9 protein-coding genes are annotated in these 12,237 nt (G+C 63.8%); 3 read left to right on the top strand and 6 right to left on the bottom strand.

What is annotated here, in order from left to right:
* Window positions 1-24: 24 nt before the first annotated feature.
* The gene (gene leuA / locus Mame_RS20430; RefSeq protein ID WP_018066774.1) at window positions 25-1,725 is read left to right on the top strand and encodes a 2-isopropylmalate synthase; all 1,701 of its coding nucleotides are present in this window, start codon (window positions 25-27) and stop codon (window positions 1,723-1,725) included.
* 60 nt (window positions 1,726-1,785) lie between these two features.
* Here the strand turns inward: leuA and Mame_RS20425 are convergent, their stop codons facing one another.
* The gene (locus tag Mame_RS20425) at window positions 1,786-2,382 is read right to left on the bottom strand and encodes a hypothetical protein (RefSeq protein ID WP_155122158.1); all 597 of its coding nucleotides are present in this window, start codon (window positions 2,380-2,382) and stop codon (window positions 1,786-1,788) included.
* 326 nt (window positions 2,383-2,708) lie between these two features.
* Here Mame_RS20425 and Mame_RS20420 point away from each other — a divergent pair, with 326 nt between their 5' ends.
* Window positions 2,709-3,398 (top strand): CerR family C-terminal domain-containing protein, encoded by a 690-nt coding sequence (locus tag Mame_RS20420; protein WP_018066772.1) that lies wholly within the window; start codon window positions 2,709-2,711, stop codon window positions 3,396-3,398.
* 13 nt (window positions 3,399-3,411) lie between these two features.
* On the opposite strand, the gene Mame_RS20415 is transcribed toward Mame_RS20420, so the two are convergent.
* Together Mame_RS20415 and Mame_RS20410 are read right to left on the bottom strand one after the other, a co-directional pair.
* Window positions 3,412-4,329, bottom strand: a complete 918-nt coding sequence (locus Mame_RS20415) for a metallophosphoesterase family protein (protein WP_018066771.1) — start codon at window positions 4,327-4,329, stop codon at window positions 3,412-3,414.
* 46 nt (window positions 4,330-4,375) lie between these two features.
* Complete coding sequence (locus tag Mame_RS20410; protein WP_018066770.1) at window positions 4,376-5,347, bottom strand: glutathione S-transferase family protein; 972 nt, start codon at window positions 5,345-5,347, stop codon at window positions 4,376-4,378.
* A gap of 270 nt (window positions 5,348-5,617) precedes the next feature.
* On the opposite strand from Mame_RS20410, the gene Mame_RS20405 reads away from it, so the two are divergent.
* Window positions 5,618-6,115 carry a GNAT family N-acetyltransferase gene (locus Mame_RS20405; protein ID WP_033410910.1) on the top strand — a complete coding sequence of 166 codons (498 nt, stop codon included), beginning with the start codon at window positions 5,618-5,620 and terminating at the stop codon, window positions 6,113-6,115.
* Window positions 6,116-6,476: 361 nt separating this feature from the next.
* Here the strand turns inward: Mame_RS20405 and Mame_RS20400 are convergent, their stop codons facing one another.
* Genes Mame_RS20400 through Mame_RS20390 form a run of 3 tightly spaced genes read right to left on the bottom strand, consistent with a single transcriptional unit; the run spans window position 6,477 to window position 12,231 of the window.
* Window positions 6,477-8,543, bottom strand: coding sequence for a hypothetical protein (locus Mame_RS20400; protein ID WP_018066768.1), 2,067 nt, complete (start codon window positions 8,541-8,543; stop codon window positions 6,477-6,479).
* Entirely contained in the window at window positions 8,543-11,323 is a 2,781-nt protein-coding gene (locus Mame_RS20395; RefSeq protein WP_018066767.1) for a DUF4159 domain-containing protein, read from the bottom strand. Before Mame_RS20395 ends, Mame_RS20400 begins: the two co-directional genes overlap by 1 nt.
* Entirely contained in the window at window positions 11,323-12,231 is a 909-nt protein-coding gene (locus tag Mame_RS20390) for a DUF58 domain-containing protein (protein WP_018066766.1), read from the bottom strand. Before Mame_RS20390 ends, Mame_RS20395 begins: the two co-directional genes overlap by 1 nt.
* Window positions 12,232-12,237: the final 6 nt, after the last annotated feature.

The raw sequence follows: 12,237 nt of genomic DNA, 5'->3' as shown, positions 1-12,237 counted from the left end.
GGATGAGCGCCGGAGTGAGGAAAAATGGACGTGAAAACCACAACCGCCAAGGGCATGCCGTTCGCGGCTCACAAATACCAGCCCTATCAGCAGATCAATCTGACAGATCGGCAATGGCCGTCGAAACGCATCGAGAAGGCGCCGATCTGGTGCTCGGTCGATCTGCGCGACGGCAACCAGGCGCTGGTCGATCCGATGGGCCACGACCGCAAGGCCCGCATGTTCCAGCTGCTGCTGGACATGGGCTTCAAGGAAATCGAGATCGGCTTTCCGTCCGCATCGCAGACGGATTTCGACTTTGCCCGCTGGTGCGTCGAAAACGGCAATGTCGGCGATGATGTGTCGCTGCAGGTGCTGGTCCAGTGCCGGCCGGAGCTGATCACCCGCACATTCGAGGCGCTGGAGGGCGCGCACCGCCCGATCGTGCATTTCTATAATTCCACCAGCGAGTTGCAGCGCCGGGTCGTGTTCGGCAAGGATGTGGCGGGTATTCGCCAGATCGCGGTCGATGCGGCCAAGATGATCACCGACATGGCGGCCAAGGCCGGCGGCGGTTACCGTTTCGAATATTCTCCGGAAAGCTTCACCGGGACGGAGCTGGACGTCGCGCTGGAGATCTGCAACGCGGTGATCGAGGTTGTGAAGCCGACCGCCGACAACAAGCTGATCATCAACCTGCCCTCGACGGTGGAAATGTCGACGCCCAACATCTACGCCGACCAGATCGAGTGGATGTGCCGCAATCTCGACAACCGCGAGAACCTGATCGTCTCCGTGCATCCGCACAATGACCGCGGTACGGGCATTGCCGCCGCCGAGATGGGCGTTCTGGCCGGCGCGGACCGGATCGAGGGCACGCTGTTCGGCAATGGCGAGCGCACCGGCAATGTCGATATCGTCACGCTGGCGCTGAACATGTTCACGCAAGGCGTCGATCCGGAACTGGACTGCTCGGATATCGAGCGGATCAAGGAAGTCTACGAATATTCCAACCAGATGGTCATTCCGGAGCGTCACCCTTATGTCGGCGAACTGGTATACACCGCCTTTTCCGGCTCGCATCAGGATGCCATCAACAAGGGCATGAAGGCGATCAAGGTTGCCAACAAGCCGCAGTGGGAAGTGCCCTATCTGCCGATCGATCCGCAGGATGTCGGCCGCACCTATGAGGCGATCATCCGCATCAACTCGCAGTCCGGCAAGGGCGGCATTGCCTACATCCTGCAATCCGATTACGGCATCAACCTGCCGCGCGGCCTGCAGGTGGCGTTCCGCGAGCACGTGCAGAAGATCACCGATGAAGAGGGGCGCGAGCTCCCTTCGAAGCGGATCTACGACGTGTTCATGGAAAAATATGTCGAGCAGCCGAACGGCCGCATCAGGTTCGTCGATCACCAGACCTACCCGCAGGGCCAGGCCAAGGGCCAGCGCGTGGTGACGGCGGAGATCGAGGATAATGGCGTTTCCAAACGGATCGAGGCCAAGGGCAACGGCCCCGTCGACGGGTTCATCAATGCGCTGTCCGACTATCTCGGCATTGCGCTGTCGGTCGAGGACTATTCCGAGCACTCGCTGAACCACGGTTCCGACGCCAAGGCGATCGCCTATGTCGAGGTCGCCTATGATGGCGGCAAGATCTATGGCGTCGGCATCAACACCAATATCGTCGCCGCATCGCTGGAAGCGATCGTGTCGGCGGCGAACCAGGTCCTGACGGCGCGGTAGCGCGCGCCTTACGACTCTGAAGAAGGCCGGTCGCGCTCAACGCGGCCGGCTTTCGTTTTCTCAAAGCTTGAGATAGGCGGCCTGGGCCAGTTCCGGCATGTTGGCATCGGAAGACGGGCCGACGACGGCGACCAGCGTGCGTTCGCCCTGCCACCACGAGACGATGAGGTCGTCGCGGATGGTTTCCTGCACATCCGTCACCTGATTGTCGGGCGAGGCGGGGCGGGCCAGCACGAACACGGACAGCAGGTCGCCGGCCGCATTGCGGTAGAACAGCTCGATGCCCGGGGCGCGGTCGATCGCCACGACCCTGGCACCCTCGAAGATCGAAGCGCCTTCCTCGAAAGTGGGGACCGTCATGTCGATGCCGATGGTGCGCTGGACGAGTTCCGCAAAGGCTGCGTCATCATCAGGGCCGACATCGACCAGGGGCTGGTATTTCCGGCCGAAGACCCTGAAGCTCGCACAGACGTCATCGATCCAGTCGTTCGACTGGTCGAGCGAAAGATCGACAACGTGGGAGGCGCCGGAATCCCGCGACAGGCTGGCGCCCACGGCCACACCGATGCCGAGAAATACCGCGCAGGCCGCGCCCGCCATCCAGCGGCGACGGCCGGCTGCCCTTTTCGGTCTGCTCTTGATGACTGCGGAATCCATAACGACCTTGAAACTCTCGATCGCATACGCGATATAATAATGGCCGGTCAACCCCTTCGCCGGCCCGCATGCAGGCGCGATATTGCCTTGTGTAAATGGCGGAAACAAGGGGCCTGCAGCGTTTCCCCAGTCGGAAAGCGAATTTACTTGGATCGCAACCTTCTGTTGCAGCAGGTCCAGCCATGCAGCTTGGGAAATATGGCTGAAATATGGCTGGCGCTTGCGGGCACGTTGCTTTATCTTGCCTGCCAAACAGAAAATAGAATGAAGGGGAGAATTAATTCTATGATCAACGTTTGGCCAGAAACAGAGTAATAAACAGAGCCATGATCGAAAATCAGAGCGGTGCAGCAGCAACGAGGCAGGCGATTATCGCCGCGGCCCTCCGGCTTTTTGGAGAATATGGTTATAACGCTGTTTCCACACGTAAAATCGCGGAACTTTCAGGCGCGAATATTGGCAGTATCGCCTACCATTTCGGCGGCAAGCCCGGGTTGATGCGCGCCTGTGCACTTTACGTGATCGATATTGCCAAGAACAATATCGGCAGTGCGATGCTGGAGCCGATATCGGCGAAGATGACGCCGACCGAGGCACGGGAAGAACTGGTCGAATTGATGGTGCGTCTGGTTCAGCCCCTGACGCCCAATTACGACCAGGATGAGATCTCGGCCTTCATCATGCGCTATATCGCGCTTCCAAGCGAGGCTTTCGACCTTCTGTTCAACGAGTTTATCGAGCCGCTGAACAAGCACTTGCGGCAATTGCTGGCGCGGGCCACCGGACGTGACGAGAATGGCGAGGATCTGGCGATCCTGACCTTTACCCTTCTCGGCCAGGCACATTATTTCAAGATTTGTCGCCACGTCGTGCAGCGCAGCCTTGATTGGGACGGGATAGGCCAGAATGAATGCCTGAAACTGCGCAATGCCGTCCGGTTCAACGTTAACGCTATCGTTGATGCCAGCGCTACCCCGGCTTTGCGCCGGACCCCCGTGCACGAGGACGCGGTGTAACGCGAAGGGCCAATCAACGGTCTTTGGTATAAGAGAAGCTGAATTCGCTTTCCGGTTCTATGAGGCCGCTCGCCGCGCTCAAAGCGTGGCGGCGGCATTGCATTTCATATGAGCCGGACCTGCCGCTGACGGAGATAAGGTTGAAGCCGGACGGCGGCTTCTTGCCGTTGGCGCCCTGGCCTGCGGCGGCGATGCCGATCACCGGCGTCTTGCCCTTTCGGGTTTCAATGAAATTCACGGTGTTGAGATGGGTATGGCCGTGAAGCACCAGTTCGCAGCCGCCGGTTGCGATCGTTGCCCGGAACCGGCGAATGCCGAGCAGCCGCTTGTGGCGCGGGGCCGCGTTGCGAACAGGCGGATGATGGATCATCAATATCCGGAACAGCCCTTCCTCGCCTGCCTGGCGTAGAAGCTCGGCGGTCTTGCGCGCCTGTTTCGCCTCGAACGAGCCGATCGCCAGAAATGGCGGCGAGGGAATGGCCGATGAGCAGCCGATGATGGCGATCGGACCGCGTCTGCGGAGATAGGGGAAGGTCATCTTGCCCAGATGCGCCCCCTCGTGATCATCGCCCTGCATGTAGTCGCCCCAGGCCCTGGCGATCTTGGCGTAAGCGCCGCCGACATAGGCATCGTGATTGCCTGGCACCAGCGAGACTTCATGCGCCGGGCCGACGCTTTTCAGCCAGTCGGCGGCGATATCGATTTCCTTGGTGGTGGCGAGATTGACCAGGTCGCCGGTGATCGCGAGGTGGTCCGGATTCTCGTCCGCGATCGCCAGCAGCAGGTTCTCCAGCGTATCCTTGCCGAGATGCTTGCGGCGGTTGCGATGCCAGTTGAAGAAGCCGGTGATCCGTTTGGAAAACAGCTCCTTCGGTGACAGCCGCGGCAGCGGCCCGAGATGGACGTCGGAAATATGGGCGATGGTATACATGCAGTCTTCTTAGCTTTCCGACGCCCGCCGGACAAGCGCCGCCTTTTCAGCTGCGCCCGTGCGGTGCGTCGAGATCGAGTGCCGGCCCTTCGGGCACGATGCCCGTCGGGTTGATCGTCTTGTGCGAGCCGTAATAGTGGCGCTTGATGTGGTCGATATTGACTGTCTCCTTAACGCCCGGCACCTGATAAAGTTCTCTGAGATAGCCCGATAGATTGGGATAGTCGGCAATCCGTCTCAGATTGCACTTGAAGTGGCCGACATAGACCGGATCGAAGCGCACCAGCGTGGTGAACAGCCGCCAGTCGGCTTCGGTCAGCCGGTCGCCCATCAGATAGCGGTTTTCGCAGAGGCGCTTTTCCAGCATGTCGAGCGTTTCGAACAGCTTGAGCACATTCTCCGAATATGCCTCCTGCGTGGTCGCGAAGCCCGCCTTGTAGACCCCGTTGTTGACGGTGTCGTAGACCACGGCGTTGATCTCCTCGATCCCCTCGCGCAGATCCTCCGGGTAAAAGTCGACGTCATTGCCGGTCAGATGGTCGAAGGCGCTGTTGAACATGCGGATGATTTCCGCCGATTCGTTGGAGACAATGGTCTCGCGCTTCTTGTCCCAGACGACCGGCACGGTGACGCGGCCCGAATAGTTCGGATCGGCCTTGGTATAGACCTGCCAGAGATAATCGGCGCCGTTGACCTTGTCGGCCGTGCCGCCGTCGCGGTTCCTGAATTCCCAGCCGTTTTCCAGCATCAGCGGGTCGACGATCGAGACGTCGATATAGTCCTCGAGCCCCTTCAGCTTGCGGAAGATCAGCGTGCGGTGCGCCCAGGGACAGGCCAGCGCGACATAGAGGTGATAGCGGCCCTTCTCGGCCGCAAAGCCGCCTTCGCCCTCGGGGCCGGCGCTGCCGTCGGCGGTGATCCAGTTCCTGAATTTCGAGCTTTCGCGCTTGAACTTGCCGCCCGTCTTGTCGGTGTCGTACCAGACGTCCTTCCAGACGCCGTCTACCAGCATACCCATGGCCTGCTCCTTTCATTCGTCTTACCCATTTACATACGGCGCGCCCGCTACTTTGCCACCCCTGAAACCATTGACAGTGTGTTGCATGCCATCGGGCCCTGTCGTTTTCGCAGTCGCCGGTCTGGACGACCGCTGCGTTTCCTGCTAGTGGCCGACGAAACGCAAATATGGAAAATGTCATGCGGGACCTGCGACGACGCTGATTGAGACTTCAGACCGGACCTCCTCCGGCCCCGAAATCATGCGTTCTCCAGACAGGTTCAGACATCAATGACGAGTGAATTGCGTTACCTCCCCGAAGAGGCCTCCCACGACGCTGCCATCGAAGACATCAATGCCGAGGCCTTCGGCCCGGCCCGTTTCGTGCGGGCTGCCGCCCGTATCCGCGAACAGGGGCCTCATGATCCCGCGCTTTCTTTTGTCTGCGTCGATGGCGACGAGGTTATCGCCTCGGTTCGGATGACGCCGGTTTTCGCGGGTATGGCCGAAGGGCACATGCTCGGACCGCTCGCCGTCAAACCCTCCTACAAGAACCGCGGCATCGGCCGTCACCTCGTCAAGATAGCAGTTCAGGCCGCCCGCGATGCCGGGTCGGAAGTCGTGATCCTGGTTGGCGATCCGCCCTATTACGGCCCGCTCGGCTTCCTGCCGATCGTCCCGCCGACGCTGCAATTGCCGGGACCGGTGGATTACCGCCGCGTTCTGGCCGCGCCGCTTGTCGAAGGCGTGGAAGCGAAGCTCATCGGCATGATGCGGTTTCGCGGTTAGGGCTTTTCCGTTTTGTGAGAGGCCGGCGCGTTGGCGAAACCGCCTCAGCCTCAATCTCCCCCCTTGAGGGCAGGGCTGCCGCATATGGCGTAGCAGCTTGCTCCCAATACTCTCTCCCGCTGGCGGGAGAGATGCCCCGACAGGGGCAGTGAGGGTGGCGCGGCATTTCAAATTGTGAGAGTGCTCGCGGTGATAGGCTCCCCCCTCACTGTCGCTTTCGCGACATCTCTCCCCTCCGGGGCGAGAAGACTTGGGGGCTATGCGGAAAACCATATGCTACTTTCGTGCTCTCAAGGCGAGAGATTATGGGCTGCGAGGCCGCTTATCGAAGCTTGCGTTTCACTTGCGGCAAAGCCCGTCCTCAGCTCCGCCCCTCGCGCCACCATGTGGCGGAGATCAGCGCGAGGAGGGCTGCGAGGCCGAGGAGGCCGTTGAAGAGCGGCAGGGAGCGGATGCTTTCGAGCCTTGTGTCGGCGGTTTCCACAATTGGCATATAGCTGTCGTTTCCAGGCCGGACCGGGCCGTTGACAAGGCGGATCGGCGGCATGCCGTCGGCAATCCGCTGGGTCAGCCCGCCGGTTTCCGCTGAAAGCGGGGCGAGGGTGGCGGTGGTCGAGATCATGCCCTTGAACTCCGGCGCATCCGGATCGCCGACATTGACGAGGCGCTGAAGATCGCCATTCGCAACGGTGAACAGCCCCATTTCATCGACCCGGGTTTCGCCCCGGTAGAGACCGGGCTCCGTCTCGGTGAGCAGGACCGTGATGCTCTGGCCCGACGGCGTGGTCACGGTCGCGTCCGGCGCGCCGTCTTCCATCGTCTGGCGGGTGATTGTCAGCGTCTCGCCATCGACAGCGGCCGAAAGCGTTTCTTCCTCCAGCGCCGGTTCCTTCATCAACCAATGGGCGATGCGACGGTAGAGCGGAACATAGGGGCCGCCGCCCTCGAAACCGCGCGCCCAGAGCCAGCCCTGGTCGGAGAGGAATTCGGCAACGCGACCTTCGCCCTCTCGGGATAGCACCAGCAGCGGCGCGCCGTCGGCGGCGGTCATTACGGTTTCTCCGCGCGCGGGACCGACCGGGATCGAGCGGAACCAGCGGCCCCATGCCGGCGGCTCGGAACCGCTGCCGGGCAGGTAGCGGGTGACGGGATGGCGCTCGCCGGTCTCGGAGATTTCGGGGTAGTAGCCGCCCTCGGCAAGGTCGCCGGTCGGTATCGCCGGCAGCACGGCGGAAAGCGGCGTGTCGGCGATCGATTCGGGGCCCGCGATCTCCGGTCCCGCGGCCACCAGCAGCGCGCCGCCATTCAGCACATACTGCGCGATATTGTCGTAATAGAGCAGCGGCAGCACGCCGCGATTCTGGTAGCGGTCGAAGATGATCAGGTCGAAATCGTCGATCTTGTCGACGAACAGTTCGCGCGTCGGGAATGCGATCAGAGAAAGCTCGTTGATCGGCGTGCCGTCCTGCTTTTCCGGCGGACGCAGAATTGTGAAATGCACCAGATCGACGGAGGCATCGGATTTCAGGAGGTTGCGCCAGGTGCGCTCGCCCGAATGCGGCGAGCCCGAGACCAGCAGCACGCGCAGGTTCTCGCGGATGCCTTCGACGATCTGGACGGCGCGGTTGTTGATGGTGGTCAGTTCGCCATCGACCGGCGCGACGGAGAGTTCGAGAATGTTCTCGCCGCCATTGTCGATGTCGAAGACATAGCGCGTCGGCAGGTTGGTGCCGACCAGCATCTCGGCCGCCACCTGGCCGTTGATGCGGGCCGTCACCTTGGCCGGGCCGTTTGTGTGCTCGTCCACCGGTCCGTCATCGACCACGGTGAATTCCACCGGCAGGCTGTCGCCGACGAGGCCGAAGCGCGGCGCTTCGTTGATTTCGATGCGGCGGTCATATTCGCTGTCGGTGCCGGTCACCAGCGCGTTGAGCGGCATTGCGCCGGGAAGACCGCCGGCATCCTCCGGCAGGTCGTGGATCTGGCCGTCGGTGATCAGGAAGGCGGCGCCCAGCCGGCTTGGCGGCACATCGCGCACGGCCTCCGAAAGTGCGGCGAAGGCGCGGGTTTCGGCGCGGCCGTTCTCGTCGGCGGTGGCGACATCCACCACACGGGGCTCGATCATCGGATCGTCGGCGAGCCTTGCCTGAAGGGCGGCAAGCGCCGCGTCGGTCTGGCCTTCGCGCTCGCCGGTCAACTGGCTCTGGCTGCGGTCAACCACGATCGGCACGATGGTCGTGAGCGCCGAGCGTTCCTCGCGACTGATGGTCGGATTGGCAAGCGCCGTCACCAGCAACAGGCCGGCGGCGGCGCGCAGCGTGGTCGCCCGCATGCGGGTGAGGTAGCCGGCGGCCATCAGCGCGAGCACGAGGGCGAGCGCGGCATAGATCGCCCAGAGCGGCAGCAGCGGTGCGAAGGTCAGCGCCATTATTGCCCCAGCCTTTCCAGGAGGGCAGGGACGTGCACCTGGTCGGCCTTGTAATTGCCGGTCAGCATGTACATCACGATGTTGACGCCGGTGCGATAGGCATATTGGCGCTGCGTCGGGTTTTCCGGCACGGTCGGCAGCATCGGCGTCGAATCGGGATTGGTAGCCCAGGCGCCGGCGAAATCATTGCCGGTGATCAGGATCGGCGAAACCCCGTCGCCGCCGCTGGTGACGATATTGCCGGCCGCATCCTCGCCCGCGCGGGCCTCGACCCAGAGCGGCGAGCCGTCATAGCGGCCGGGGAAATCGGAGAGCAGGTAGAACGAACGCGTCAGTACGTGATCCTCCGGCACGGGCTCCAGCGGCGGCACGTCGATATTGTCGAGGATCTGGCGCAGCCGCTCGGTGTTGGCGCTCACCGCGCTCTGGCCAAGCGGCGAATACTGGTCGCGGGTATCAAACAGCACGGTGCCGCCATTGCGCATATAGGCCTCGATCCCGGCAATCGCTTCTTCGGAGGGCATCGGCGCCGTGGCCGAGATCGGCCAGTAGATCAGCGGGTAGAAGGCGAGCTCCTCGCTCGCCGGATCGACGCCGACGGGGTCGCCGGGCTCCAGCGCCGTGCGGTAGGAGATGTAGTCGGAAAGGCCCTTCAGCCCGCGTTCGGAGATGCGGTCGACCTCGTCCTCGCCGGTGACGACATAGGCGAGGTGGGTCTCGTACAAGAGATCGGCGATCGCCGCATCGTCCATCTGGGCGTGAACCGGCGGCGCTGAGCCGAGATAAAGCGGGATCGCCAGGGCGCAGGCAGCGACGATCGCAACCGACATTGCTGCACGGCGCGGACGCAGGGATCGGAACGCCCCGTTCATGGCCAGCATGATGATGCCGTCGATGATCAGGAGCGCCATCGCGGCGGCCAGCAGCCAGGGTTTCAGGCTGAAGGCGCGGGCATCGCCGATCGTCACGGTTCTGACCGCATCACCGAAGCCCGAAATATCGACCGGCGCAAGCTGATCGCCTGCCGCAAACAGGTTCAGCGCCGTGAAGCCATCCGGCGAGCCGTAGAGGCCGGGCGGGTGTTCCGCCGTTGCCGCCGTTGGCCCGCCGGGGACGGCAAGCGGCTTAGCGTCGGCCACACCGCTGGTGAGCGTGCCGTTGGCGGCGAGCAGGCGATAGGGCGAAAGCAGCGAAACCGCATCCCCTTCTTCGGCCTGTCCCGCCCGCGACAGGTTTACGATCCGACGCAGCATCTCAACGAAATAACCGGAGATCGGCAGGTTCGACCAGTTGGGATCGGCGGAGGTATGAAACAGCGCGATCCGGCCCTCGCCGAGCGCGCCCTCCGTCACCAGCGGGGTGCCATCGGCAAGGCTTGCCCAGGTGTGATCCGCGAGGGTAGGGGCGGGTTCGGCCAGCACCTGACGGGTGACGGTGATGTCGTCTGGAACCGGCAGACCGTAGAACGGGCTTTCGGGGGGAAACGGCGCCAGCGGCTGCGGCTCGCTCCAGCTCATCGCGCCGCCGAAGGCGCGCGCGCCGGAGCGCAGCCGCACCGGCAGAAGGGTGTCATCGCCCGAGGCGGCGGCAAGCCGCGGACCGGCAAAGCGTATCAGCGTGCCGCCGGCCTCGACCCATTGCGAGAGCGCGGCATGGGCCTCTTCGGGCAGGGTGCCGACATCGCTCAGGATCAGCACCGAGGGGTTGCGATCGGTAAGCGCGGCGATCTCCTCGGGCAGCGTTGCCGCATCGCTCGAAATCAGGTCGGCATAAGGCGAGAGCGCCTGCTGCAGGTAATAGGCGGCGGAGAGAAGCGGCTGGGCATCGTTGGCCGGGCTGCCCGATATCAGCCCCACCCGCCGTCGCTTGAAGCCGTCATCGAGCAGATGGACCGCGCCGGCATTGGCCGCGCCATCGATCGCGACCCGGGCGAAATCGTTGCGGACCTCGAACGGCGCGCGGATTTCGGCGGAAGCGGCCCCGGCGCCGGCCTCGAAGACCAGCGGAGCCGAGGCGATCACCCGGCCCTGGAGGTCGTAGGCGTTGACCGTCATTTCCGCCGGCGAAGCGGATTCCGCGCGGCTGGCGGTGATGCGGCTCGCGGTCGCGTCGTTGTCGACATCGGTGAGGGCCGCGGGCAGGGCGCGCGGCGCGCTCAGCACGATATTGTCCTCGGCCGAGGAAAGCATGGAAAAAGCGGCCGCGTCATCCGGTTCGGCAAGGCCATCGCTGATGAAGGCGACGGTCGCGGGCGGGGTTTCGCCGAAGGCCTCGGACAGCGTGGTCGCTGCGGCCAGCCGGTCGGGGCGCGCGGCGCGCGGTTCTGCGGCGGCAAGGCGCTGGCGCGCCTCGGTTGCCGAAACCGGCGTTGGATCATTCACGGTCTCGGCGGTGAACGCCATCATGATCGGCCGGTCGGCATCGGCGGCGGCATCGATCAGCGTTTCGGCCGCGCGGGTGCGCGACTTCCAGTCCTCGGCGCTGGCCCAGCCATTGTCGATCAGGAGCGCCAGCGGGCCGCCGGTCGCGATCGTGGTGCGTTCGGGGTCGATCACCGGATTGGCGATCGCGAGGATCACCAGCGCGGCCAGCGCCATGCGCAGCAATGTCAGCCACCACGGGCTTTTCGCCGGCGTCTCGTCGCGTTTGGCAAGCCTGAGCAGGATCGCGAGCGGCGGGAACACCTCGCGGCGCGGACGCGGCGGCGTCAGCTTCAACAGCCACCAGATTGCCGGCAGAACCACCAGCGCGGCCAGGATGAGCGGGCTTGCGAATTCCATCACCGCACCCCTCTGCCGAGGCCGGCAAGGCGCGTATGGATCGCGGTCAGCGCCTCGGAAGCAGGGCGGTCGGTGTGATGGGTCGCGAACGACCAGCCGGCATGGCGTGCGGTATCGGCAAGCACCTCACGCCGGGCATGATATGCCGCGAGATAGGCGTCCTTCAGGCTTTCAGCGCGGCCGAGCGTCAGTTCGCTTCCGGTCTCGGGGTCGGTGAAAGCTGTGCGGCCGCTATAGGGGAAACTCTCCTCCGCCGGGTCCGCCACCTCGATGAGATGCGCCCTGAGGCCGCGTTCCGAAAGCGGCATGATCTGTGCAAACAGTTGATCCGGCGCATCCAGGAAATCGCCGATCATCACCAGTTCCGACGGGCCGCGCATCATCCGGGTCTGCGGCAGCTCAACCGGCATGTCGGATGCCGCCGCCAGCGCATGGGCAAGCTTTTCGGCGCCGTTGCGGTTGGAGACCGGCTCCATCAGGCCGGGATAGCCGACGCGTTCGCCGGAGCGCAGCAGGGTTTCGGCAAGCGCCAGCAGGATCACCAGCGCGCGGTGTTCCTTGGAGACGGGCGCAAGCTCGGAGCGGAAATGCATGGACGGGCTGAGATCGGCGTAAAGCCAGACGGTGTGCGCCGCCTCCCATTCCATGTCGCGGACATAGGTGTGGTCGTCGCGCGCCGAACGCCGCCAGTCGATGCGCGTCATCGATTCGCCCGGCGAATAGGGCCTGAACTGCCAGAAATTCTCGCCCGGCCCCCGCCGCCTGCGGCCGTGCCAGCCGGTGATCACCGTGTTGGCGATCCGGCGCGCCTCGATCAGGCAGTCCGGCAAAAGGGCCGCGCGCCGCCGGCCTTCGGCAAGGGCCGAATTACGGGCGGTCGGCGGTGTCGTTTGTCCGATTGCAGCCAATGGCAA

Origin of the sequence: Martelella mediterranea DSM 17316, from assembly GCF_002043005.1 — a bacterium.
GTDB classification, from domain to species: domain Bacteria; phylum Pseudomonadota; class Alphaproteobacteria; order Rhizobiales; family Rhizobiaceae; genus Martelella; species Martelella mediterranea.
Note: the sequence above shows the minus strand (reverse complement) of the source record. Positions and strands in the feature narration are given on the sequence as shown.